The organism is Novosphingobium sp. B-7 (genome assembly GCF_000410615.1).
GTDB classification, from domain to species: Bacteria; Pseudomonadota; Alphaproteobacteria; order Sphingomonadales; family Sphingomonadaceae; genus Novosphingobium; species Novosphingobium capsulatum.
Genome location: NZ_APCQ01000249.1, coordinates 1 through 23,154, shown reverse-complemented (window position 1 = coordinate 23,154; position 23,154 = coordinate 1). Strand labels below are relative to the sequence as shown.

Below are 23,154 nucleotides of genomic sequence, written 5' to 3'. Positions count from 1 at the left end.
AGCGCCACCCCGGCGCAGGCGGGCTGACCACGGTGCCATCGCGGCTTGGGGGCGAAGGCGAGCGCCAGGGCGCACCGGCGCGGATCACCCGCCCGCCCCCGCCCGATGCCCGCGTGCACTTTGCCCCCGAATTCGGGCAGCGTTTCGTCGTTACCGTCGACACCGAAGAGGAATTCGACTGGGCCAAGCCGTTCGAGCGAACCGGCCACGGCCTGAGCCATGTGCCGCGCCTCGCCAAGTTCCAGCAGTTTTGCGAGGGGTTCGGTGTCGCCCCGATCTATCTGATCGACTATCCCATCGCCAGCGATCCGGCCGTGGGCATGGCGCTGGGCGATGCCGTTCGCCATGGCCGCGCCGAAATCGGCGTGCAGCTGCATCCCTGGGTCAATCCGCCGCACCAGGAACAGCTGAACGTGTTCAACAGCTTTGCCGGCAATCTGCCACCGGCGCTGGAACGCGCCAAGCTGGTCAAGTTGCGCGACACGATCTCGGCCGCGTTTGGCCAAGCGCCCCGCATCTATCGCGCCGGGCGCTATGGCGTGGGGGCGGCCACGGCGCGGATCCTGGCGGAATCGGGCATTGCGATCGATACCTCGGTGCGCAGCCATTTCGATTATTCCAGCCAGGGCGGCCCCGATTTCACCGCGCTGCCGCTGCATCCCTGGTGGGTCGATCGCCAAGGCGGGCTGATGGAATTGCCGCTGACCACGGTGTTTTCCGGGGTGTTGCGGCGCCAGGGGCCATGGCTGTTTCCCCGCCTGTGGCGCGTGCCGCGCCTGCGCGGGGCGATGGCCCGCGCAGGCTTGATGAACCGCGTGCCCTTCACACCCGAAGGCGTCACCGCGGCCGAGGCCATCCGCTGCATCGACCTGACGCTGGCCGATGGCCTGCCGATCCTGGTGTTTTCCTTCCACAGCCCGTCGCTGCGCCCCGGACACACACCTTATGTGCGCGATGCCCGCCAGCTCGACCAGCTCTATGACTGGTGGCGCGTGGTGTTCACCCATCTGGCCTGCTGCGGCATCAAGCCTGCCAGTGTGTCTGACATCATGCAGGCCGCCCTGATCTGAAACCGCCATCGCGCTGCGCCGCATACGCTTTCTTGCCAAGTGCGCGGCAGCGCTTTAACGGCATGGAGCGCAACGGGGGCCCGTAGCTCAGTGGTTAGAGCTGGCCGCTCATAACGGCTAGGTCGCGGGTTCAAATCCTGCCGGGCCTACCACCACCCCGCGAGCATGACGGCGCCCAAATTGCGGCGCTGTAATTACGACAGGCGCGCGACACGCGTGCCACAAGTGACCCACGATCATCATCATTCTGCAAAACCGGCGTCATGCCCGTGCGCTATCGCGTTCCGAACGGAGGGCGCGTTCGATGGGCGAAGTGATCGGAATGGACAAGCGGCAGCGGCGTCTGGCCGTGCGGTTGGCGCGCGACGGCGCCGATCTCGTGGCAGTGCAGAAGCTGCGCTGGCAGGTCTTTTTCGATGAGATGGGCGCCCAAGCGCACGGCTTGCTCAGCCAGCTCGACGCCGATCCCTACGATGCGTTGTGCGATCACCTGCTGGTGATCGATGAAGACCAGCCCGGCACCACTGTGCCCGATGGCCAGGTCGTGGGCACCTATCGCCTGCTGCGCGAAAGCGTGGCGCGGGCGGCGGACGGGTTTTACAGCGCCGGCGAATTCGATCTTGGGCCGTTGATCGCTGGTGAAGGCCGTGTCGGCGGCGAACTGCTGGAACTGGGCCGGTCCTGCGTGCTGCCCGACTTCCGCACCAGCGCGACCATATCGCTGCTGTGGCGCGGCATTGCCGACTATATCGCCGCCCATGACATCGGCTTGATGTTCGGCTGCGCCTCGTTTTCCGGCATCGATCCCGATGCCCATGCCGCCGCGCTCTCGTTGCTGGCGCACACCTGCCTTGCCCCGGCAGAACAGCGCCCGCAGGTGCGGGCCAATGCCCGCTGCGCCGTGCCGCTCGAACGCCTGCCGCGCGGCAGCTATGACGAGCGCCGCGCGATGCTGGCGCTGCCCCCGCTGATCAAGGGCTATCTGCGTTGCGGCGCGCGCTTTGGCGATGGCGCGTTCATCGATCACGCGTTCAACACCGTCGATGTCTGCGTCGTCCTGCCGGTGGAACAGATCAGCCAGCGCTACGCCACCCGTTTCAGCGTGGCAGCATAATCCCCGGCTGCAACTTCGCGCTTGCACGCAACGCCCTGCAAACCTAAGGGCATGCTCGTGTCGGGGAGTAGCGCAGCCTGGTAGCGCATCTGCTTTGGGAGCAGAGGGTCGCAGGTTCGAATCCTGTCTCCCCGACCATTTCCATCATCTGATATCGCCAAGCCATACCGCCCTACGCCAGGGGCGGTAGCGGCGGGCATTCTTGCGTGAGGCGCACCGGCGCCATCGCGCCACGCCACGCCGCGCAAAACAGTACCAATCAACAACTGGTTCTTATTCACACCGCCAGCGCCGCCCCGCGCTGATTCGCGGTGCCATCGGCGTTTGCGCGTTTCACCCGCCGGAATGACAGCGCCGTCCATCATTTTGGGCACCAATTTTTATATATAAATTTCATTCTCATAGAGAGAATATGAAACATATTGAAGACATTTCCAATTTTTTTCTGGATTCTCGAAGTGTGACATATAACATATGCATAACCAAATGGGGGTTTGGTAACAAAATGGGTCTCATCCCCAGACGGGAAAAGTTACGTGGCCGAACCGGGCTTCGGCGAGGGATCAGCGCGGTGCGCTGAAAAACTGGGGGAATGGGAATGAACGTGCGGCGCTTCCTTTTGATCGCCACAACCGCGATGGTCGCGATGCCGATTGCGGCGCAGGCGCAGACCGCTGCGGAAGGACCGGGCGAAACCGCTTCCAGCAGTTCGGGCGATGGTTCGGGCATCGTTGTCACCGGCATCCGCGCCAGCTTGCGCAACGCCATCGAGATCAAGCGCAACGCCAACTCGATCGTCGACGTGATCAGCGCCGAAGACGTGGGCAAGTTCCCGGATAGCAACGTGGCGGAATCGCTGTCGCGCCTGCCGGGCATCACGGTCGACCGTCAGTTTGGCGAAGGCGAGCAGCTGTCCATCGCCGGCGTGGAGCCCGCGCTCAACCGCCTGACCATCGACGGCCATTCGGTCGCCTCGGCCGACTGGGGCGGCAACCCGTCCGACCGTTCGAGCCGCAGCTTCAACTACTCGCTGCTTTCGCCGGCGATCATCAGCCAGGCCGTGGTCTACAAGACTCCCGAAGCCCGCCTGCAGGAAGGCGCCATCGGTGCCACCGTCGATGTCGTCACGCGCAAGCCACTCGATCTGGCTGCCAACACCATCCGCTTCAACGGCGGCTATGAATACAACGACCGCGCCAAGCGCGGCAGCTTCCGCGGCGGCGGCCTTTACAGCTGGAAGAACGCCGACGAAACCATCGGCATCCTGGCAGCGGTGAACTATGACAAGGAGCAGCTCAGCCGCGCAGGCGTGGCCGTGTACTGGTATCGTACCGGTCAGGCCCTGCTCGATAACGCGCCCGCCACCGCCACGGTCAACGGCAAGCCGATCTCGGCCCTGTCGGCCACCGAACGCGCCGATTTCTCCGACGCCCGCTTTGCCTCGTTCCTGGCGCGCGAGTTCTTCAAGCAGGATCGCGAACGCTTGGGCTTCAACGGCGCGATCCAGCTCAAGCCGGCCGACAACCTCGTGCTGACCGCCACGGGCCTGGTCATTCGCGGCAACTACGACAACGTGTCGAACTCGATGTATACCTACGGGTATGAAGGCTCGCGCCTGATCTCGGCCAAGTATGGCAACGGCCTGGTCACCGAAGCGACGTTCTCGGGCATTCCGGCTGGCCAGACCGGCGCCACCGGCCAGCTCGACACGCTCTATCGCCGCACGCGCATCAAGAACGATACCTACTCGCTGGCCTATGACTGGAAGCCCGAAGGCTGGGCGATCACCGGCAATGTCGGCTACACCCGCGCCTCGGGCGGCAAGGATCCCGAATACCTGCTCGATTTCCGCACCCAGCAGGGCTTCACCTCGGGCGCCAATGGCCGCAACACGATCGTCAACTGGGACCGCCCGGCGACCGATCCCACCAAGTGGCTGAGCAACTACACTGCGCTGGGCGGCGAAAACGTCACGGCCACCGATGGCCGCAAGTTCTTCGGCCGGCAGATCGGCGGCATTCCCACCCAGTCAGGCTTCACGGTCGACAAGGAATGGTACGGCGAAGCCAACTTCGTGCGCGACATCAACGTCGGCCCGTTCAACAAGCTGCTGTTCGGTGGCCGCTACAGCTCGCACCAGAACAGCAATACCACCTACAGCAACGCGATCTTCACCAACCAGAACTACACGCTGGCCGATCTTGACTACAACGTGCTGAACTCGGGCCTTTACAATGGCCTGGGCACCTCGGGCAACGGGGCGCCCTATGTCGGCATGGACAAGGACGGGATCATCGCCACGCTGAAGAAGTATGGCAACTTCACCGACGATCGCGGCCTGTCCAAGGGCGATTACTGGCTGGTCAACGAGCGCATCAAGGCAGCCTATATCCAGGCCAACTTCGAAAGCGGCAAGCTGCGCGGCAACATCGGTGGCCGTTTCGTCAGCACCAGCGTGGAATCCAACTTCTACGCCCAGAGCGGCTCGACCGTGAACCTGGTGCAGTACAACAAGACCGACAACCGCTTCCTGCCTGCCCTCAACGTGATCTACAATGCCGGGCAGAGCGTGGTGCTGCGCGGCGCAGTGGCCAAGGTGATGGCGCGTCCGCGCTACTCCGACCTTGCCGGCTATCTCTCGCTCGATGACAGCACGCTGAGCGGCGGCGGCGGCAACCCCGACCTCAAGCCCTACCTCGCGACCAACTTCGGTCTTTCGGCCGAGTGGTACTTCGCCCCATCCAGCTTCCTCTCGAGCGAAGTGTTCTACCGCGATATCAGCAACTACGTTGGCAACGAAACCCTCGACACCACGCTGACCAACCCGATCACCGGCCAGACCCGCACCTATGCGATCTCGCGCCCGGTCAACGGCGGCAAGGCAACCGTCACCGGTTTCTCGCTCTCGGGCAATACCAACCTGATCTGGGGCTTCGGCATCCAGGCCGCCTACACGTTTGCCGATGCAGACACGCAGGCGTCCACCGGCCTGCCGTTCCTGTCGCGCAACACGATCCAGATCTCGCCCTACTATGAAAACGGGCCGTTCCAGGCGCGGGTCAGCTACAACCGTCGCTCGAAGTACTTCTACCGCTTCGGTCGCCAGCAGTCGCAGGACTATACCGACGCCTATCGCCAGCTCGATGCGCAGATCTCGTATACCATCAACGATCACGTGCAGGTGACGGCGACCGCCTCCAACCTGCTGGACGAAACCTATTACCAGTACAGCTCCGATCCCAAGGCGCCCACGTCGGTCTACAAGAACGGCCGCGTGTTCTCCGCCAGCGTGACCGGGCGCTTCTAAGACCCTGAAAGCCACAACCCTTGCGTGGTATGGCCCGCTTCCTGAAAGGGAAGCGGGCCTTTTTTCTGCAAGATGTGCTGGGCGCCGATCAGCCGGCGTTCAATTCCGCGACCACGTCATAGGCATCGCCCCGGTAATAGGACTGGGTATATTCCACCGCGCGTCCATCGCCCAGGAACCCGCGCCGCTCGATCAGCAGGCCAGCGTGGCCGGTTTCCACCCCCAGGCGCCGCGCCTGCTCCCCGGGGAACGGCATGGCGCGCAGCCGTTGCAGCGCGCGCACCGGGCGGTTGCCCTCGGCTTCCAGCGCGGCATAGAGCGAATCCTTGACGGCATCGATCCCCGCCAGGCAATCGGCGGCAATGGTCGAGGTTTCGAACGCCATCGGCACGTCATCGGCAAAGCGCAGGCGTTGGAAGCGATAGACCTGCCGCCCCGGCGACAGTCCCAATGAAAGCGATTCCTCGGGCGTGACCAGCCCAGCCGAGCGCGACAGCCATTCGCTGCTCGGCTTGCGGCCCCGCGCCAGCATGTCTTCGGAAAACGACGAGAGCTTGGAAAAGCTCTTTTCCACGCGCGCAGCCACATAGGTGCCCGAACCACGCCGACGCACCACCAAGCCTTCCTGCGCCAGGCCATCGATCGCCTTGCGCACGGTAATGCGCGACACGCCATATTCGAGAGCCAGATCCCGTTCGGCCGGGATCATGTCATCCTGGGTCAAGACCTTGGTCTCGATCGCCTGGCGCACCAATTGCTGAAGCTGCAAATAGAGTGGCGCGCGCAGGTCTTCGCGCAATCGACCAACTCTCTGCACGAAGGACATCATGTTCGCCTCGAAACCACGCGCTCGTATTATTCGGCCAGACTAGAGTACCGACCCTTTCGAGACAACTGGCATCATAGGTTACATATTGGGCCGTACCGCCACGCAAAAGCCGCGCCAGGCGCAAAGGCCCGGCGCGGCTTGCATGCTGCGCATAATTGAAGCGCCAGCCCGGTTCAGGGCGCGGCGACGACCACCTGGCGCTGGGTGCCAAGCTTTTCGATGCCCAGTTCCACCACATCGCCCACGTCGAGGAACACCTGCGGGTTGAGGCCCAGGCCCACGCCGGCGGGCGTGCCGGTGGTGATGATATCGCCGGGCTGGAAGCTCATGAACTGCGACATGTAGCTGAGCAGGAAGGCCGGCTTGTACACCATGGTGCGGGTCGATCCGTCCTGGTAGCGCTTGCCGTTGACTTCGAGCCACATCGCCAGTTCGCCAGGATCGCCCACTTCATCAGCGGTCACCAGCCAGGGGCCGATCGGGCCAAAGCTGTCGCAGCCCTTGCCTTTCATCCACTGGCCGTGGCGCTCGATCTGAAATGCCCGCTCCGACACGTCGTGGCACACGAAATAGCCGGCGATCGCGGCGCGCGCAGTGTCTTCGTCGGCATAGCTGACATGGCTGCCCACCACGAACGCCAGTTCCACTTCCCAATCGAGCTTGGTGCTGCCGCGCGGCTTGATCACCGGATCGTTCGGCCCGCAGATCGCGCTGGTCGCCTTCATGAACGCGACCGGCTCGGGCGGCACGGTAGCGCCGGTTTCGGCGGCATGGTCGGAATAGTTGAGGCCGATGCACACGAACTTGCCCACACCGGCCACGCACGGCCCCAGGCGGCCAGGCTGCTCCACCGCCGGCAGCGTGGCGGGATCGATCGCGCGCAGCTGGTCGAGCACGGCGGGCGAGAGCGTATCGCCGGCAATGTCGGCGACCACGCCGGACAGGTCACGCACCACTCCCTGGGCATCGAGCAGGCCGGGGCGTTCTGCCCCCGGGTTTCCAAAACGCAGCAACTTCATGCTTGGTCCTTTGTGTCTAGATGATCGGCCAGATTGAAAATGCGATGGGCCGCCAACCATTTCACCCCTGGCGGGGCGGCGTCCAGCGGCTTTTGCAACGGGTCCATGGTGCGCTCCCACGCATGTGAGTCAGCGCTGGCTACGCGATCTGTGGCGGGGGCATCACCGGAGGTTTCGGTGATCATCACCAGGCGATCGGCCACGCGATAGATTTCCATCACGCGCACGCCCGATCCGACAATGTCGGCAAGCACGCCCGCCGGCACGCGGCCCGGCTGGTGCCAGGCATCATAGGCGGCGGCCACACCTGCGTCTGCCAGGTCGAGCAGGAAAACCTCACGCATGTCAGCCTCGCTCCGGTGCAATGGCGCGGGCCGCCTGCGTGCCAAACCATGCCACCACCAGGAAGCTGGCCAGCGGCACGACCATGCCGGTCTTGAGCGAATGGAGATGATCGCCAATCAGCCCGACCAGCGGCGGGAACACCGCCCCGCCAATGATCGCCATGATCAGCAGCGAGGAACCGAGCTTGGTCTTGCTGCCCAGGCCAGAGACGCCCAGGGCAAAGATCGTGGGGAACATGATCGACATGAAGAAGCTCGACAGCCCCAGCGCGATCACCGCCGTCCACCCGCTCGCCATGATGGCAACGGCACAGAGCCCGGCCGCGATCAAGGCAAACAGCGTGAGCAGCCGCACCGGCGGCACCCGCTTCATCAGCGCGGTGCCGGCAAAGCGCCCGGCCATGAACGCCATCAGGCTATAGCCCAGCAGATGCGCCGCCTGCATTTCGCCGATGCGCGTGGCATCCTGGGCAAAGTTGATGAAATAGCTCCAGATCGAAACCTGCGCGCCGACATAGAAGAACTGCGCGATCACCGCCCTGCGCAGCAAGGGCGCGGCGGCAAGGCTGCCGCCCTCCCCCTGCGCCGGCTCGTCCACAGCGGGAAACCGCGTCAGCCGCACGACCAGCGCCAGGAACAGCACCAGCAGGCCAAGGCCGAGGTAGGGCAGTTGCACCGCCAAGGCTTCCTGCGTGCGATAGGCCGCCACTTGCGCCGGGGCCATCGCCGCCAGCTGCGCCGGCGTACGCTCCACCCCGGAAAAGATCAGCGCCCCGCCCACAAACGGCGCCACAAACGCACCCAGCCCGTTGAAGCTTTGCGCCAGGTTGAGCCGCCGTGCCGCCGTGCTGGCCGGCCCCATCGCCGTGATCAGCGGATTGGCCGCCGTTTCCAGGAAAGCGAGGCCCGCTGCAATGATGTAGAGCGCGCCCAGGAAAAAGCCGAACGCCTGGACATGCGCGGCCGGCCAGAACAGCAGGGCACCCACGGCATAGAGCACCAGCCCGATCAAGAGCCCGTTGCGATAGCCCACGCGGTTCATCACCCACCCCGCCGGCAGGGCAAAGGTGAAATAGCCGAAATAGAACGCGGTCTGCACCAGGCCCGACTGCATCCGCGTGAGATCGAGCGCCTTTTGAAACTGCTTGATCAGGATATCGTTGAAATTGTTGGCCAGGGCCCAGAGGAAAAACATCGAGCAGACCACGGCAAAGGCCACCCGCGCGCCGCGTGCCACCAGGGGCAAGGCGCGCTGGGGATCATCGGGCACGCGGCCGGCGGAGCCGCTGTGTTCCTGGTCGCTCAAGCCGATGGTGATCGGGGCCATGGTAACCTCTCGTTGGATTATGTTCTGGTTTGCAGGGGGCGGCAGCGTCGCTGCGGGCGATCAGCTGTTGGCCCACCCGCCGTCGATGATGTGGCACTGGCCGGTGGTAAAGGCGGCGGCATCGCTGGCGAGGTAGAGCGCCAGCGCGGCGATTTCAGCCGGATCGCCAATGCGGCCCATCGGCTGGCGGGCCTTGAACGCGGCCATGGCGGCGTCGAAATCGCCGGTGGCGGCCAGGCGCTGTTCCAGCGAGGGAGAGTGCACGGTGCCGGGGCAAATCGCGTTGCAGCGGATGCCCTGCTGCACGAAATCGGCCGCCACCGCCTTGGTCAGCCCGACCACCGCCGCCTTGCTGGCGCCATAGGCGAAGCGATTGGGCACGCCGATCACCGATCCGGCGACAGAGGCCATGTTGATGATCGACCCGCCGCCCCGCGCGATCATGCCAGGCAGCAGCGCGCGGATCAGGCGGAACATCGCCGTGACGTTGAGATCAAAGGCAAAGGCCCAATCCTCGTCGCTGCAGTCCAGGATCGTGCCGCCGTGCACCACGCCGGCGCAGTTGAACACGATGTCAAAGCCATCCTCTTGCGCGGCGAGCGCGGTGATGGCGGCGGCATCGGTCACGTCGAGCACGGCAGTGCGGCAGCCGGGCAGGCCTTCGAGCGCGGCAGGATTGCGATCGAGTGCCAGCACATCGGCCCCGGCATCGCGAAAGGCTTCGGCACTGGCGCGGCCGATCCCCTGGCCCGCGCCAGTCACGATCGCGCGCTTGCCGGTAAGGTCGAACGGGTGATGCGTCATGTCAGGGCTCCTGCACGGTGGGCCAGCGGCAGGCATCCCGGACCGCTCGGCTCGAATTGCTTATAGGTGAGAATGAATTCCTGGTGGCCCAGCGCTTCTGATCGGGTCTGAGCCCCGGCAGCGACGGCCACCACCTGATCGAAGATCTCGGTGCCCACCTCGTCCAGCGTGGCCTTGCCATGCAGGATGCGCCCGGCATCCACGTCCATGTCTTCGGCCAGGCGGGCATAGGTTTCGGGATTGGCGCAAACCTTGATCACCGGGGAAACCGCCGATCCCACTACCGAACCGCGCCCGGTGGTGAACAGGATCAGGTGGCAGCCAGAGGCGATCATCTCGACGATTTCGGCGTTGTCGGAAATGTTGGGAAAGCCAAAGCGCACCTCGCCATCGGGCACCACGTCCATCAGGTAAAGCCCCGGCCCGCCGGTCCGCTCGCCCGGGCGGATCAACCCGGAAATCGGCGAGGCGCCCGACTTGGAATAGGCGCCGAGCGACTTTTCCTCCTGGGTGGTCAGCCCGCCATCGGCGTTGCCGGGGGCAAAGCTGCCAAAGCCCAGCGTGGCATAATAGCGGGCGGCCTTGGCCACGCAGGCCTCGATCTCGTCACCCAGTTCCGGCGTCACCGCGCGCGCGGCCATGACCTGCTCGCACCCGATCAGCTCGCCGGTTTCCTCAAAGATGCAAGTGGCACCCTCGGCCACCAGCATATCGAAACAGCGGCCTACCGCCGGGTTGGCAGTGATGCCGCTGGTGCCGTCAGACCCGCCGCAGATCGTGCCGACCACCAGTTCCGACACGGCCATCGGCACGCGCGGGGCCTGCGTGGCCGCGGCGCGCAGGCGGGCGACCGCTTCCCGGCCGGCATCGATCGTGGCGCGGGTGCCGCCGGCCTGCTGGATCACCAGGGTTTCCACCGGCCGGCCGCTGGCCGCGACCTGCGCAGCCAGGGTCTGGCGGTCAAAGCCTTCGCAGCCTAGCGAAATCACCAGCACGCCGCCCACGTTGGGATGGGTGGCAATCGCCGCCATCATCTGCGCGGCATAGCTGTTGGGATAGCAGCCGGGAAAGCCGGCCAGTTGCACATCGGGATCGTCGATCGCGCTGACGATGCGCCGCGCCACATGGTGCGCGCATTCCACCAGATAGGCGACCAGCACGACATTGCGCACGCCCTTGCGCCCATCGGCACGCAGGAAACCCTGGATGGGGTGATGCTGCATCACTTGCTGCCTTTCGTGCTGGCATCGCGGCCATGGGCGGGAATGTAATCGCTCGCCAGGTTGTGGGAATGAACGTGGCCGCCGCGCGGGGTCGCTGCCTTGATGCTGCCGATCGGCGCGCCATAGCGCAGCACCTTGTCGCCCACCGCCAGGTCATGGCGGGCAATCTTGTGGCCCAGCGGCACGGCCTGGGGCAGCGGCACCCCCATGCCATCGATCGTCACGATCTCGCCCAGCGCGGCATCGCGAATACACACCAGCACATTGTCTGCCGGGTCCAGCAGCAGGAACGCTTCCTGCGCCGGCTCAACTTGTGGCGAGACCATAAAACCCAACCCCGTTGTGCAGGAAAACCTGCGCCTGTTCCGTTTCATTGAAACCCGAAAGCAGCCGGCGGCACTGCGCCAGCCAGTCGTGATAGTCCCCGGCCAGATGCAGCACCGGCCAATCGCTGCCCCAGATCACGCGATCCGGGCCAAAGCAGGCCATGACCTGATCGACATAGGGGGCGATAGCGGCATCGTCGGTCTGGCCGCCGGCTTCGGTCCACAGGCCAGACAGCTTGCACCAGACATTGCCATGGCCAGACAGCGCGGCCAGATCGCGCGCCCACGTGGCGTGGCCGTTCCCAGCAATATCCGGCTTGCCCGCATGATCGAGCGCGATGCGCAAGGTAGGATGGCGCGCGGCCAGTTCGGCGATCACCGGCAGTTGCGGCGCCCGCACTAGCGCATCGAGGCACAGCCCATGCCGGGCCATGGCATCGAGGCCATCGGCCACCTCGGCGCGCAAGATCCAGCGCGGATCGTCGAGCCCCTGCAACATCGGGCGCAAGCCCTTGAGCAGCGGTTCCTGCGCCAAAGCGGCAATCTGGACGGGCGCATCGGGCGCGGAGAGATCGGCCCAGCCGACCACGCCGCGCACCAGCGGATGATCCTGCGCCAGGCGCAGCAGCCACGCGGTTTCGGCGCGATCGGGCGCGGCTTGCACAAGTATGGTGCCCCAAACCGCTGCGTCTGCAGGAAAATCGCTCGGCAGAAGATCGCGATGAATCGGCGCGAGATCGGCCGTGGGCCAATCGGTAAACGCATTGGCCAGTGCCCAGAAATGCTGGTGGCCATCCAGGATCATGCCAGGGCGCCCTGCCCACGTTCGGCAACTGGCACTGGTGCTGCGGGATCGAGCAGCCCTTGCGCCACCAGGTCGGCCCACAGCGCCGGCGGGATCGGCGTTGCCGCCAGGGCAAGGGCGCTGTGCACCTCGGCGGCGCTGGCCAGGCCCGGCAGCACGGCGGCCACCGCCGGATGCGCCTGGGGAAAGGCCAGCGCGGCAGCCGCCAGGCTCACCCCGTGAGCCTCACAGACCGCCTCGATCCGCGCCACGCGGTCCACCACGGCGGCCGGCGCGGGGGCATAGTTGTAATAGAACGGGCCAGGGCCACGCGTGCCGCTAGCCAGGATGCCGCTGTTGAACACCCCACCCAGCAGCACTTTGGCGCCATGATCCAGGCATTGCGGCAGGAAGGTATGCAGCGCCTCCTGCTCCAGCAGGGTATAGCGGCCGGCCAGCAGGAAACGGTCCCAGCGCCCGATCGCCATGGCCGCCAGGCACACGTCCCACTCGTTCACGCCCAGCCCGATTGCGCCCACCACGCCTGCCTCGCGCAGCTGCGCCAGCGCGCGATAGCCGCCCTCGGCCAGATCGCGAAAATGGCGGGCTGCGTCATTGCCGTGAGTCACTTCGCCAATGTCGTGCACCAGCAGGATGTCGATGCGCTCCAGCCCCAGCCGATCAAGGCTGCTTTCAAAGGCGCGCATCACCCCGTCATAGGAGTAATCGAAGCGCACGCGATAGGGCAGCGGGTCGGCAAAGCCATGGCGTTCGGCCGCGCCTTCCAGCGAGGCATCGTATTCCAGCAGGCGGCCGACCTTGGTGGAAATCACATAGTCGGCGCGTGGTTTGCCGCGCAGAAACGCGCCCAGCCGCTGTTCGGAAAGGCCCAGGCCATAATATGGCGCGGTGTCGAACAGGCGGATGCCGCCGTCCCATGCCGTAGCCAGCGTCGCCTGCGCCTTGTCATCGGGGATGGCGCGATAAAGATTGCCCAGCGCTGCGCCGCCAAATCCCAGCATCCCGCCCAAACTCCCACCGCCGCGCCATGGTGGCCAGCTCGTTCCTCTCACATACAAAAATAGCTTTCATATTTGCAAGGACGATATTCACCGCCCGCCTTGCGTTCACACCCGGCTGTCGGCCGTGGACAGCAGCTCGGATATCTGTCGCGCGGTTTCCACCAGGTGGCCAGTCGCCTCGTCCATGGTCTTTTGCAGGTTGCCATGGTGGATGAACGGCACAGTCAGCGCCGCCGCCGCGCGATCACCCCGCATGATCGGGGCGGAAATGTCGCTGATGCCGTTCACGAACGTGCTTTGCGCCTGCGCGTGCCCTTGGGCGGCCGCAGCCTTGGCGGCCTTGACGAAGGCGGCAATCTCGCCGCGGTCGGTCGCGGGGGAAAGCTGTGCCAGCCAGGCCTGCTGGATATCGGCCGGCTGGTGGCCGAACAGCACCACGCCCGATACCGACCGGTGCAGCGCCAGGCGGTGGCCGATGCGCACCGAAAAGCCGATCTGCTCGTTCGATTCCATGCGCGCCACCACCACGATCTCACCCCGGGTGTGGAACACCAGGTGGCATGACTGGCCGATGTCCATCGCCAGCTGGCGCATGCGCGGCAGCGCCACTTCCACCAGGTTCTGCGTGGGCGGCTGGCGCATCGCCATGGTGAACAACAGGTCGGTCAGGTAATAGCCGTCGTTGGCGCCGTCCTGTTCGACAAAGCCGCGTGCCTGCAACACCTGCACCATGCGGAACATTTCCCCCTGCGAGCGGCCCAGGCGCTGGCAGATTTCGGTCATGGTCATCGCCCGGCCGGAATTGACCAGCAGCTCGATCACGTCGAGCCCCTTTTCCAGCGCCGGCGCGCGATAGCGGTTGCCGGTGCCACGGCCTTCATCGTCGCCCTGCGGCATGCCCGGAATGTCGTTCAACTGGAAAGATCCTCAGCCCTGTTGCGGTATCATGCGATGCTATCGCCTGGCGGCACGGCTCGGCAAGGGGCGCAGCCGTCAGGCTCCGGCGTTGCCCCCGTTCTGGTCATGGCAGGCCGGGCACGACACGCCCGGCCGATAAAGCGGCGATTGCTGCCCCGCCGCATCGACCGGCCGCCCGCACGGCCCGCACAGCACATGACTGCCCGGCTTGAGGCCATGGCCGATCGCCACGCGCTCGTCGAACACGAAGCATTCGCCCTGCCACAGGCTTTCTGTCTCGGGCACCTTTTCCAGGTAATTGAGGATACCGCCCTTCAGGTGATAGACCGCATCCACTCCCTCGCTCTTGAGAAAGGCAGTGGATTTCTCGCAGCGGATGCCGCCGGTGCAGAACATCGCCACGCGCGGCTGGCGCCCTTCACCCAGCAAGGCGTCGCGCTGACGGCGAAACCAGGCCGGAAACTCGCGAAAACTGCGCGTTTGCGGATCGATCGCCCCGGCAAAGGTGCCCACTGCCACTTCGTAATCGTTGCGCGTGTCGATCACGATGGTGTCGGGATCGCTGATCAGCGCGTTCCAGTCGTGCGGATCGATATAGGTGCCAACGCTGGCCAGCGGATCAATCCCATCGACACCCATGGTCACGATCTCGCGCTTGAGGCGCACTTTCATCCGGGCAAACGGCATCGTCGCGGCGGTGGAATACTTCACGTCGAGCCCGGCACAATGAGGCAGGCTGCGCACATGCGCCACCACGGCGGCGATCCCCGCCGCGCTGCTGGCGATCGTGCCGTTGATCCCCTCGCCCGCCAGCAGCAGCGTGCCTTTCACGCCCTGCTCATCGCACAGTTGCAGCAGCGGCGCGCGCAGGGCGGCCGGATCGGCAAAGGGGGCAAACTGATAGAGCGCGGCAACAGTGATCGGGTCCATGGCGCGGCCCCCATAAACCCTTAAGCAGGGCGCTGGCTATCCCGCACTTGCCCTGGCCCCGCCTGGTGTGAAAGGGAGGCAGCCAAAGGGAGATTGCCATGCCCGACCTGGGCGCCATCGTGCACGAGATTGCCGCCGAAATGCGCAACCACCCCGAAAAGGGCACGGTGGCCGACTATATCCCGGCGCTGGCGACGGTTCCGGCCGATCGCTTCGGCATCGCCGTGGTCATGGCCGATGGCCCCTGCCACATGGCCGGCGACGCGCAGGAAGCCTTTTCGATCCAGAGTATTTCCAAGGTCTTCGCCCTGACCATGGCGCTGGGCGCGGTGGGCGATGCGCTGTGGCAACGGGTGGGGCGCGAGCCTTCGGGCAGCGCGTTCAACTCGATCGTCCAGCTCGAAAGCGAGCACGGCATCCCGCGCAACCCGTTCATCAATGCCGGGGCCATTGTCGTCAGCGATATCCTGCTCGGCCGCTATGAACCGCGTGAGGCAATCGGCGAGATGCTGCGCTTCGTGCGCGCGCTCGCCGGCGATGACAGCATCGTGGTGGATGAAGAGGTAGCGCGCGGCGAGCAGGAAACCGGCTATCGCAACATGGCCCTGGCGAATTACATGCGCGCGTTCGGCAATATCCACCACCCGGTGGAAAAGGTGCTGGGCCTCTATTTCCACCAGTGCGCCCTGGCGATGAACTGCCGCCAACTGGCCATGGCCGGGCGCTATCTCATGGCGCGGGGCCGCAATCCCGATACCGGGCGCAGCGTGGTGTCACCCCAGCGCGCGCGGCGCATTAACGCCCTGATGCTTACCTGCGGGCACTATGACGGATCGGGCGAATTCGCATTCCGCACCGGTCTGCCCGGAAAATCGGGCGTGGGCGGCGGCATCCTGGCGATCGCGCCGGGGGTGGCCAGCATTGCCGTCTGGTCGCCCGGGCTCAACGCGCGCGGCAATTCGCTGGCCGGCACCCTGGCGCTGGAGCGGCTGGTGCAGCACACCGGCTGGTCGGTCTTCGAACCCGGCCTTGGCCAGGATCAAAGCCAGAGCCAGGGCAGCGCTTCAGAATGAAAAGCGCAGGCCCGCCGCGCCATAGTGCTCGCCGCCCTGCAGGGTCAGCTTGAACTTGGGCAGGATGGGAAAGGCCGCCAGGGCATAGGCCCGCACCTTTTCATGCGCCAGGCGCGCGCCCAGCCCCAGTTCGGCCACGGCCGGAATGGTGAAGGTTGCCTCACCCTTGGCATAGATCGAGGTGCTGGCGCCGTCTTGCGTGGGAATGAATGCCCCCACCACCGGCCGCACGGTAAACGGGCCAAAGCCCATGCTGTAGCTCGCGCCCAGTTCGGCGCCCCATTGCCCATCGGCCTTGCCTCCGGTGGCCTCAACCCCCAGCCCCTTGGCCTGTGCCAGTGCCGGGCATGCCAGCAGCGCCAAAGCCAGCGCCGCACCCATTCCATATCGCGTCATCGCAACCCCATGCTCTTGCGCCCCCGCGCTATCCCTGTGCGCCGCAGACTCGGCGGTAATAGCACCAGCTGTCAATCACTTGGCCCGACGCTTTGCCGCACGGGGGCACCGCCCGGCAGAAGGTTGCGATTCATCTCGCCCAACTGCGGTGACGGGCGCGGGGTGGCCAATGCAGAGCGGGAAAAGCGGATCGGCAGGGCAACGCCGGGCACCACATCGCCCTCGCCCCGCGGCATGGCCAGTTCCAGCCCGCGATGGCGCACCTGCGGATCGGCAAAGGCCTGCGCCACGGTGTTGATCGGCCCGGCCGGCACGCCTTCGCGCTCCAGGGCGGCCAGCAGATCATCGCGCGCCCACGTGACTGTCGCCGCCTCGATCGCGGCGGTGAGCGCAGGCCGATCGGCCAGCCGGCCAGGGTTGCTGGCCCAGCCCAGCTGCATGGCCAGGCCCAGCACCGCGCAGAGGCGGGTAAACTGCCCATCGTTGCCCACCGCCAGGATCAGCCAGCCATCGGCGGCCGGAAAGACCGCATAGGGCACGATGTTGGGATGGGCATTGCCCATGCGCACCGGCGCCACGCCCGAGGCCAGATAATTCATCGCCTGGTTGGCCAGAACCCCGGTCATCACGTCCATCAGCGCCATGTCGATCATCTGCCCGCGCCCGGATCGCGCGCGCTCTGCCAGCGCGGCCTGGATGGCGATCACGGCATAAAGGCCGGTCATGATATCGGCAAAGGCCACGCCGATCTTTTGCGGCGGGCCATCGGGCGTGCCGGTCAGGTCCATGATCCCGCTCATGCCCTGGACGATGAAATCATAGCCGGCGCGCGCGGCATAGGGCCCGTCCTGGCCAAACCCGGTGATCGCGCAATAGACCAGCCCCGGATTGTGCGCGGCCAGGCTGGCATAATCCAGCCCGAACCGCGCCATGCCGCCCAGCTTGAAATTCTCGATCACCACATCGGCATCGGCCACCAGCGCGCGGGCCTGCGCCTGCCCCGCCGCGGTGGCAAGGTCCAGCACCAGCGAACGCTTGCCGCGGTTGGTGGCGTGGAAATAGGCCGCATCCTTGCTGCCATCGGGATTGGCGATGAACGGCGGCCCCCAGGCGCGGGTATCATCACCGCCTGCGCTTTCCACCTTGATCACCTCTGCGCCCAGGTCTGCCAGGATCTGCCCCGCCCAGGGCCCGGCCAGCACGCGCGCGAATTCGATCACGCGCAGGCCGGCGAGCGGCGGCGCCGCAGCGGCCGCGCCGGTCAAAACGCCGCGATCCCGGTAATCGCCCGGCCCAGGATCAGCGCATGCACATCGTGCGTACCTTCATAGGTATTGACCGTTTCCAGGTTCACCATGTGGCGGATCACCTGGTATTCCCCGGAAATACCGTTGCCCCCGTGCATGTCGCGCGCCATGCGGGCGATATCGAGCGCCTTGCCCACGTTGTTACGCTTGAGGATCGAGATCACCTCGGGCGCAGCGCCGTCTTCATCCAGCATGCGGCCCAGCCGCAGCACTGCTTGAACACCCAGGGTGATTTCGGTGAGCATGTCGGCCAGCTTTTTCTGATAGAGCTGCGTGGCGGCCAGTGGGCGGCCGAACTGGTGGCGGTCCAGCCCATATTGCCGCGCGGCGGCAAAGCAGAACTCGGCCGCGCCCATCGCCCCCCAGGCAATGCCATAGCGCGCGCGGTTGAGGCAGCCGAACGGGCCTTTCAGCCCCTCCACCCCCGGCAGCAACGCCTCTTCGGGCACCAAGACCTGGTCCATCACCACTTGCCCGGTGACCGAGGCGCGCAGCGACAGCTTGCCGCCGATCTTGGGCGCGGAAAGGCCGGGCATGCCCTTTTCCAGCACGAAACCGCGAATGGCGCCGCCGTGGGCATCGCTCTTGGCCCAGATCACAAAGACGTCGGCAATCGGCGCGTTTGAAATCCACGTCTTGGTGCCGCTCAGCAGATAGCCGCCATCGACCTTCTGCGCGCGGGTGCGCATGCCCGCCGGGTCTGATCCGGCATCGGGCTCGGTCAGGCCAAAACAGCCGATGGTCACACCGCTGGCCAGCCGAGGCAGATACTTGTCCCGTTGCGCGTCAGAGCCATAGGCATGGATCGGGTGGATCACCAAGCTCGCCTGCACGCTCATCATCGAACGATAGCCGGAATCGACCCGCTCCACTTCGCGCGCGGCCAGGCCATAGGCGACATATGAGGCCCCCGCCCCGCCAAAGCGTTCGGGCAGCGTCACGCCCAACAGGCCCTGCGCGCCCATTTCGGCAAAGATCTCTGGATCGGTGGTTTCGGCGGCAAAGGCATCGATCACGCGCGGTTGCAGCCGGTCCTGGGCAAAGGCGCGCGCGGCATCGCGCACCATCCGCTCATCTGTGGTCAACTGGCTGTCCAGCCCCAGGGCATCTTCCCAATCGAAACGAACCTTGGCCATGCGCACTCTCCTTGCCCGCAAGGTTGACAGGGCCGGTCGATCGCATCAACAGCCCTTGATGCGGTTTTCGATCGCGTTTGGGAATGAAAGCTGATGCTCGATCCTGAGGCCTTTGCCGTGTTCGTGGCCGTGGCGGATCACGGCCATTTCCAGCGCGCCGCCGATACGCTCGGCATTGCCCAGTCGGTGGCCAGCAAGCGATTGCAACGGCTGGAGCACGCGCTAGGCACCCGGCTGATCGAACGCGGCAGCCGCACCGCCGTGGTCCCCACCCGCGCCGGGGCGCTGTTCCTGCCGCAAGCGCGCGCCGCCCTCGAAACCTTGGCGCGCACCGGCCGCATCGGCATGGCCCTGGCGCGGGGAGAGGCCGGGCCACTCACCGTTGGCTATGTCTTTTCTGCGGCCATGGCTGGTGTCCTGCCGCGGCTGATCACCACCCTGGCCCAGGCACTGCCGGGCATTGAGGTGATGCCCACGCTGATGGAAACCCCCGATCAGCTCAAGGCCCTGGCCGATGGGCGGATCGACCTGGCCATTGTGCGCCCGCGCCCCGCCTGGCCGGCCGATTGCCAGGAACTCACGCGCCATCGCGAAGGGCTGTTGGTGGCGATGAGCGCAGCAAGCCCGCTCGCCAGCACTGCCCCGCTGCACGCGGCCGACCTGGCCGGACAAACCTTTCTCACCCCGCAATTCCATGAAGAAGTGGGCCTGGCGCAAACCGTGACGGCACTGGCCAAGGCGGCACGCCTGCCCGCCCCGCTGATCCGTCGCACCGCCGATTTCATCACCGCCGCAAGCCTGGCCGCCGCGGGCCAGGGCGTGATCCTGGCCCCGGCGAGCCTGGCGCGGCTCAACCTCGAAGGGTTGGTGTTCCGCCCGCTGGCCGATCATGCCGGCACGGTCGATCTCGTCACCCTGGCGGGCGCGCATGTCCCACCGCAGGTCGTTGCCGCGCTGAAGCGAGACCCCGGGTCGAGCCCGGGGTGACGAAAAATGTCACCGATCTAATTACTTGTCGTCACCCCGGACTTGATCCGGGGTCCCGCTAATCTAACGCCACCTAGATCCCCGAACCCTTCCACGTGCGGCGCTCTTCGGCGGCGCGCAGGACTTCGTAGGCCAGTTGCAGCTTCTGGAATTCCTCGGCGGCTTGCGCGTCGCCCGGGCGCACGTCGGGGTGCACTTCCTTGGCGCGGGTGCGCCAGGCCTTGCGCACGTCTTCGAACGCGGCATCGGGATCGAGGCCCAGGGCTTCCAGGGCGCGCAATTCATCGCGGCTGCGGCTGCCATCGCCCGGCCCGGCCCAGGCCTTCCACGACGAATCGCTATAGCCTTCGTTGGTGCGGCGCTCCGCCTGCTCGCGCGCGGCGGCTTCTTCCTTGTCTAGCCCCGCGAAATAGTCCCAGCCGGCGTTGTATTCGGCGGCATGCTTTTCGCAGAAATACCAGCGATCAGGGCTGTTGGGTGATTTCGGCGCCGGGCAATTGCCGGGCTCGTTGCAACCGGCTCGATCGCACAGGCGCACGTTCACGGCCTCGCGTGCGCTGCCATAGCCGCGCCAGCGGGGAAAACCCCAGTCGCTTGATCGCCCTTGCCGTGCCATCGGCCTTGCCACTTTCTCCTGACGCGGATGGGGCGCCATGCACGGCCATTGCCGCACAAGGCGCCCCCTCTAAAACGGATTCGCTCTTAACCACCGGCGGCCCCCCGGCGCAAGCTGTCCCTTACTGTACGGTGACAGTTACCGCGCGGCGGTTCTGCGCCCAGGCGGCTTCGTCGGAGCCGAGGGCGATCGGGCGTTCCTTGCCATAGCTGACGGTGCTGATGCGGCTGGCATCGACACCCAGGCTGACCAGATAGTTCTTGGCAGCATTGGCGCGGCGTTCGCCCAGCGCAATGTTGTAATCGCGGGTGCCGCGCTCGTCGCAGTGCCCTTCGATGGTGATGCGCTTCATGGGATAGCGGGCCAGCCACTGCGCCTGGCTTTGCAGGATCGTCTGGCTTTGCGCATCGACGTTGTAGCGGTCCGTGTCAAAGTGGATCGTGTCGGACTGCACCGAGGCGACGAAATCGGCCTGGCTGCCGGCAGCAGGGCCGCTCGGCGGCGGCGGCGGGGTGGTGGTGGTCGACGAAGCCGGCGGCGGCGGCAGTTCGGCCGCGGTGCGGTTCTTCGCCGAGTTCGACGAACAGGCGGCCAGCGAGATGCTGCCAGCCAAAAGCGTTACGGTAAGAAGCGTGCGTTTCATCATATTCTCCTCAGGGCGGATGAGAAAGTTTTGCACTGCACAAAACGTCGGGGGGCTAAGACATGGTGCCGCCTGATGGCGCCACCGGTTACGGCAAGACAGGACCCCAAGCCGGGTCGGATGCGTCGACCGGGGTATTGAGCTTGCGTTCGTTGAGGCCGGTCAGATCGACCTGCCAGATGGAAGTATGGCCGGTGTTCTTTTCCGTGCGGAAGAACTGCACGATGCGGCCATTGGGAGACCAGGTGGGCGCTTCATCCTGCCAGCTGTTGGTCAGGAAGCGCATGTCGCCACCGCTTGGGTTCATCACGGCCACGCGCAGGTTGCCGCAGATGCAGGTGAACGCGATCTGGTCGCCACGCGGGCTCCATTCCGGCGTGGCCGCACGGCCCCCGAAAAAGCTGATGCGCTTCTGGTCGGTGCCATCGGCGTTCATCACATAGACCTGCTGGCTGCCCGAACGATCGCTTTCAAACACGATCCGCTTGCCATCGGGGCTGTAGGAACCACCCACGTTGATGCCCGGCGTATTGGTCAGCCGCACCGGCTCACCCCCGGTCGCGGGGATGCGATAGATATCGGTGTTGCCGCCAATCGCCATGGAGAACAGCAAAGACTTGCCATCGGGCGACCAGCGCGGCGCGAACGTGGGGTTGCGGCTTTGCAGCACGAGATGTTGCGTGCCCGTGCCGATGTCATAGACATAGATGCGCGGGTTGCCGTTGAGATACGACAGATAGGCGATCTGCTGGTAATCGGGCGAATAGCGCGGGGTCAGCGCGGTGGCCTGGCCGTTGGTGATGAAGCGGTGGTTGGCGCCATCGGAATCCATGATCGCCAACTGCTTGCGCCGGTGATCCTTGGGGCCGGTTTCGGCGATATAGGCGATTTTGCTGTCAAAGAACGGGCTTTCGCCCGACAGGCGCGAATAGACCATATCGGCGCACTTGTGCGCGGCGCGGCGCCAATCGCCCGGCTGCACGACATAGCCCTGGCGCGCCAGTTCGCTGCCCAGCCCCACGTCATAGAGATAGCAGCCCACGGTCAGCCGGCCATCGGCGGCAGCGCGCACGAAGCCCTGCACCAGCATTTCGGCAGAGCGCGCACGCCAGCCGCTGAAATTGGGGGCGGCCACTTCCTGATAGCCGACGCCCGGCAGCGCATCGGGGCCGGTCGGCTTGAACAGGCCGTTGTTTTTCAGGTCGTTATAAACCACCCGCGCCAGGTTCTTGCCCAGTGCCGCCGTATTGCCGCCGTCGGCCGCAGTGGGCACGGCATTGTCGGTGGGGAACGCCGGAATGGCCACGCCCAGATCCTGCCAGGCGCCCTCGCCCGTGACCGAGCCGGTCAACCCGCCATCATCGGGCGCGGCGGTGGTGGGCGCTGCCTGCGGCGCGTTTGAGGCCGGCAGAGTCTGTTGCTGGGCAAGCGCCGGCCCGGCACCCAGGCCGGCCAGCAAGACACCAAGAAGAGCGGACGAAATACGCTTCATTGTGACAGTTTCCAGTCAAAGCGAAACGCGGAAACGCGCTTCCAGCTGTTGTAGTACTGCGGCGGCAAATTGAATGGCGCGGCCAGTTCCACCGCACGGATCGCCAGTTCAGCATGGCGGTGGGCCTGGGCGCGATTGGCGTCGGTAATCCCGCTTTGCGACACGATCACCGGCTTTCCAGCCAACGACCCGTCGGGATTGAGGTTCCAGGCCACCACGGTGACCAGCTTGTCCACCTCGACGCCCGATGGCCCCTGCCAGTGCGGCTTGATCTGGCGTGACAGCGCCATGCCCAGCGACGCGCGCACGTCGGGTCCGGCAGTCTGCGCGGGGGGATTGCGCGAGGCACCCGGGTTGCTGTTGCTCGGCAACCCGGCGAGGAAATCCTTGCCGATGCGATCGCCACCCTGGGGCGCCTTGCGCGGCGGGGTGGGCGCAGGCTTGTCGCGGCCCGGGGCGTGCTCGGCCTGGCGCGGCGCCGGCTTTG

The 23,154-nt window shown here is 65.7% G+C and carries 22 protein-coding genes, 2 tRNA genes and 1 pseudogene; 7 read left to right on the top strand and 18 right to left on the bottom strand.

The window, feature by feature from the left end:
- Positions 1–83 precede the first annotated feature (83 nt).
- From H926_RS0103000 to H926_RS0102980, 5 genes are all read left to right on the top strand, one after another.
- Positions 84–1,070, top strand: a complete 987-nt coding sequence (locus H926_RS0103000) for a polysaccharide deacetylase family protein (RefSeq protein ID WP_028657498.1) — start codon at positions 84–86, stop codon at positions 1,068–1,070.
- A gap of 76 nt (positions 1,071–1,146) precedes the next feature.
- A tRNA-Ile gene (locus tag H926_RS0102995) sits at positions 1,147–1,222 on the top strand.
- A gap of 152 nt (positions 1,223–1,374) precedes the next feature.
- Entirely contained in the window at positions 1,375–2,184 is an 810-nt protein-coding gene (locus tag H926_RS0102990) for a GNAT family N-acetyltransferase (protein WP_022674984.1), read from the top strand.
- 61 nt (positions 2,185–2,245) lie between these two features.
- Positions 2,246–2,322: transfer RNA gene (locus H926_RS0102985), tRNA-Pro, on the top strand.
- 460 nt (positions 2,323–2,782) lie between these two features.
- Positions 2,783–5,491, top strand: a complete 2,709-nt coding sequence (locus tag H926_RS0102980; RefSeq protein WP_022674983.1) for a TonB-dependent receptor — start codon at positions 2,783–2,785, stop codon at positions 5,489–5,491.
- A gap of 88 nt (positions 5,492–5,579) precedes the next feature.
- Here H926_RS0102980 and H926_RS0102975 read toward each other — a convergent pair whose 3' ends face one another.
- The 11 genes from H926_RS0102975 to H926_RS25355 form a co-directional block, all read right to left on the bottom strand.
- Positions 5,580–6,317 carry a GntR family transcriptional regulator gene (locus tag H926_RS0102975; protein ID WP_028657496.1) on the bottom strand — a complete coding sequence of 246 codons (738 nt, stop codon included), beginning with the start codon at positions 6,315–6,317 and terminating at the stop codon, positions 5,580–5,582.
- Positions 6,318–6,493: 176 nt separating this feature from the next.
- The gene (locus H926_RS0102970) at positions 6,494–7,339 is read right to left on the bottom strand and encodes a fumarylacetoacetate hydrolase family protein (protein ID WP_022674981.1); all 846 of its coding nucleotides are present in this window, start codon (positions 7,337–7,339) and stop codon (positions 6,494–6,496) included.
- Positions 7,336–7,683, bottom strand: a complete 348-nt coding sequence (locus H926_RS0102965; RefSeq protein WP_022674980.1) for an L-rhamnose mutarotase — start codon at positions 7,681–7,683, stop codon at positions 7,336–7,338. Before H926_RS0102965 ends, H926_RS0102970 begins: the two co-directional genes overlap by 4 nt.
- A 1-nt stretch (position 7,684) precedes the next feature.
- Positions 7,685–9,010: an L-fucose:H+ symporter permease gene (gene fucP / locus H926_RS0102960; RefSeq protein WP_022674979.1), complete on the bottom strand. Its 1,326-nt coding sequence runs from the start codon at positions 9,008–9,010 to the stop codon at positions 7,685–7,687.
- 60 nt (positions 9,011–9,070) lie between these two features.
- Positions 9,071–9,814, bottom strand: coding sequence for an SDR family oxidoreductase (locus H926_RS0102955; RefSeq protein ID WP_022674978.1), 744 nt, complete (start codon positions 9,812–9,814; stop codon positions 9,071–9,073).
- Positions 9,811–11,037: a UxaA family hydrolase gene (locus H926_RS0102950; protein WP_022674977.1), complete on the bottom strand. Its 1,227-nt coding sequence runs from the start codon at positions 11,035–11,037 to the stop codon at positions 9,811–9,813. Before H926_RS0102950 ends, H926_RS0102955 begins: the two co-directional genes overlap by 4 nt.
- Complete coding sequence (locus H926_RS0102945; protein ID WP_022674976.1) at positions 11,037–11,363, bottom strand: UxaA family hydrolase; 327 nt, start codon at positions 11,361–11,363, stop codon at positions 11,037–11,039. Before H926_RS0102945 ends, H926_RS0102950 begins: the two co-directional genes overlap by 1 nt.
- Complete coding sequence (locus H926_RS25360; protein ID WP_022674975.1) at positions 11,344–12,168, bottom strand: amidohydrolase; 825 nt, start codon at positions 12,166–12,168, stop codon at positions 11,344–11,346. The genes H926_RS0102945 and H926_RS25360 overlap by 20 nt, the downstream gene beginning before the upstream one ends.
- Positions 12,165–13,169 carry an aldo/keto reductase gene (locus H926_RS0102935; protein WP_022674974.1) on the bottom strand — a complete coding sequence of 335 codons (1,005 nt, stop codon included), beginning with the start codon at positions 13,167–13,169 and terminating at the stop codon, positions 12,165–12,167. The genes H926_RS25360 and H926_RS0102935 overlap by 4 nt, the downstream gene beginning before the upstream one ends.
- A gap of 105 nt (positions 13,170–13,274) precedes the next feature.
- A complete protein-coding gene (locus H926_RS0102930; RefSeq protein WP_028657493.1) occupies positions 13,275–14,084 on the bottom strand; it encodes an IclR family transcriptional regulator in 810 nt (269 codons plus the stop codon).
- Positions 14,085–14,162: 78 nt separating this feature from the next.
- Positions 14,163–15,017, bottom strand: a complete 855-nt coding sequence (locus H926_RS25355) for a rhodanese-related sulfurtransferase (protein WP_022674972.1) — start codon at positions 15,015–15,017, stop codon at positions 14,163–14,165.
- A 98-nt stretch (positions 15,018–15,115) separates the two neighbouring features.
- Here H926_RS25355 and H926_RS25350 point away from each other — a divergent pair, with 98 nt between their 5' ends.
- Positions 15,116–16,090 (top strand): glutaminase, encoded by a 975-nt coding sequence (locus tag H926_RS25350; protein WP_022674971.1) that lies wholly within the window; start codon positions 15,116–15,118, stop codon positions 16,088–16,090.
- Here the strand turns inward: H926_RS25350 and H926_RS25345 are convergent.
- The 3 genes from H926_RS25345 to H926_RS0102905 all read right to left on the bottom strand — a co-directional run bounded on the left by H926_RS25345 (position 16,082) and on the right by H926_RS0102905 (position 18,929).
- Positions 16,082–16,486 carry a hypothetical protein gene (locus H926_RS25345; RefSeq protein WP_148291613.1) on the bottom strand — a complete coding sequence of 135 codons (405 nt, stop codon included), beginning with the start codon at positions 16,484–16,486 and terminating at the stop codon, positions 16,082–16,084. The genes H926_RS25350 and H926_RS25345 overlap by 9 nt on opposite strands.
- A gap of 71 nt (positions 16,487–16,557) precedes the next feature.
- Entirely contained in the window at positions 16,558–17,751 is a 1,194-nt protein-coding gene (locus H926_RS25340) for a CaiB/BaiF CoA-transferase family protein (protein ID WP_022674969.1), read from the bottom strand.
- Positions 17,748–18,929 (bottom strand): acyl-CoA dehydrogenase, encoded by a 1,182-nt coding sequence (locus H926_RS0102905; protein WP_022674968.1) that lies wholly within the window; start codon positions 18,927–18,929, stop codon positions 17,748–17,750. The genes H926_RS25340 and H926_RS0102905 overlap by 4 nt, the downstream gene beginning before the upstream one ends.
- A 93-nt stretch (positions 18,930–19,022) precedes the next feature.
- On the opposite strand from H926_RS0102905, the gene H926_RS0102900 reads away from it, so the two are divergent.
- Positions 19,023–19,916 carry a LysR family transcriptional regulator gene (locus H926_RS0102900; RefSeq protein WP_022674967.1) on the top strand — a complete coding sequence of 298 codons (894 nt, stop codon included), beginning with the start codon at positions 19,023–19,025 and terminating at the stop codon, positions 19,914–19,916.
- A 73-nt stretch (positions 19,917–19,989) separates the two neighbouring features.
- On the opposite strand, the gene H926_RS0102895 is transcribed toward H926_RS0102900, so the two are convergent.
- The 4 genes and pseudogenes from H926_RS0102895 to H926_RS32945 form a co-directional block, all read right to left on the bottom strand.
- Complete coding sequence (locus H926_RS0102895; protein ID WP_022674966.1) at positions 19,990–20,532, bottom strand: J domain-containing protein; 543 nt, start codon at positions 20,530–20,532, stop codon at positions 19,990–19,992.
- 121 nt (positions 20,533–20,653) lie between these two features.
- Positions 20,654–21,175 carry a peptidoglycan-associated lipoprotein Pal gene (pal, locus tag H926_RS0102890; RefSeq protein WP_028657492.1) on the bottom strand — a complete coding sequence of 174 codons (522 nt, stop codon included), beginning with the start codon at positions 21,173–21,175 and terminating at the stop codon, positions 20,654–20,656.
- 88 nt (positions 21,176–21,263) lie between these two features.
- Entirely contained in the window at positions 21,264–22,667 is a 1,404-nt protein-coding gene (gene tolB, locus H926_RS0102885) for a Tol-Pal system beta propeller repeat protein TolB (protein WP_028657491.1), read from the bottom strand.
- A pseudogene (locus tag H926_RS32945) lies at positions 22,664–23,154 on the bottom strand (hypothetical protein); the annotation flags it as partial. The gene tolB and the pseudogene H926_RS32945, both read right to left, overlap by 4 nt.

Excerpts from the sequence above, each read along its gene's own strand:
- tolB (WP_028657491.1), bottom strand. The coding sequence starts at position 22,667 with ATGAAGCGTATTTCGTCCGCTCTTCTTGGTGTCTTGCTGGCCGGCCTG.
- pal (WP_028657492.1), bottom strand. The coding sequence starts at position 21,175 with ATGAAACGCACGCTTCTTACCGTAACGCTTTTGGCTGGCAGCATCTCG.
- H926_RS25355 (WP_022674972.1), bottom strand. The coding sequence starts at position 15,017 with ATGGACCCGATCACTGTTGCCGCGCTCTATCAGTTTGCCCCCTTTGCC.
- H926_RS0102895 (WP_022674966.1), bottom strand. The coding sequence starts at position 20,532 with ATGGCACGGCAAGGGCGATCAAGCGACTGGGGTTTTCCCCGCTGGCGC.
- fucP (WP_022674979.1), bottom strand. The coding sequence starts at position 9,010 with ATGGCCCCGATCACCATCGGCTTGAGCGACCAGGAACACAGCGGCTCC.
- H926_RS25345 (WP_148291613.1), bottom strand. The coding sequence starts at position 16,486 with ATGACGCGATATGGAATGGGTGCGGCGCTGGCTTTGGCGCTGCTGGCA.
- H926_RS0102950 (WP_022674977.1), bottom strand. The coding sequence starts at position 11,037 with ATGCAGCATCACCCCATCCAGGGTTTCCTGCGTGCCGATGGGCGCAAG.
- H926_RS0102990 (WP_022674984.1), top strand. The coding sequence starts at position 1,375 with ATGGGCGAAGTGATCGGAATGGACAAGCGGCAGCGGCGTCTGGCCGTG.
- H926_RS25360 (WP_022674975.1), bottom strand. The coding sequence starts at position 12,168 with ATGATCCTGGATGGCCACCAGCATTTCTGGGCACTGGCCAATGCGTTT.
- H926_RS0102980 (WP_022674983.1), top strand. The coding sequence starts at position 2,783 with ATGAACGTGCGGCGCTTCCTTTTGATCGCCACAACCGCGATGGTCGCG.
- H926_RS25350 (WP_022674971.1), top strand. The coding sequence starts at position 15,116 with ATGCCCGACCTGGGCGCCATCGTGCACGAGATTGCCGCCGAAATGCGC.
- H926_RS0102900 (WP_022674967.1), top strand. The coding sequence starts at position 19,023 with ATGCTCGATCCTGAGGCCTTTGCCGTGTTCGTGGCCGTGGCGGATCAC.
- H926_RS0102935 (WP_022674974.1), bottom strand. The coding sequence starts at position 13,169 with ATGCTGGGATTTGGCGGCGCAGCGCTGGGCAATCTTTATCGCGCCATC.
- H926_RS0102975 (WP_028657496.1), bottom strand. The coding sequence starts at position 6,317 with ATGTCCTTCGTGCAGAGAGTTGGTCGATTGCGCGAAGACCTGCGCGCG.
- H926_RS0102970 (WP_022674981.1), bottom strand. The coding sequence starts at position 7,339 with ATGAAGTTGCTGCGTTTTGGAAACCCGGGGGCAGAACGCCCCGGCCTG.
- H926_RS0102955 (WP_022674978.1), bottom strand. The coding sequence starts at position 9,814 with ATGACGCATCACCCGTTCGACCTTACCGGCAAGCGCGCGATCGTGACT.
- H926_RS0102965 (WP_022674980.1), bottom strand. The coding sequence starts at position 7,683 with ATGCGTGAGGTTTTCCTGCTCGACCTGGCAGACGCAGGTGTGGCCGCC.
- H926_RS0102905 (WP_022674968.1), bottom strand. The coding sequence starts at position 18,929 with ATGGCCAAGGTTCGTTTCGATTGGGAAGATGCCCTGGGGCTGGACAGC.
- H926_RS0102945 (WP_022674976.1), bottom strand. The coding sequence starts at position 11,363 with ATGGTCTCGCCACAAGTTGAGCCGGCGCAGGAAGCGTTCCTGCTGCTG.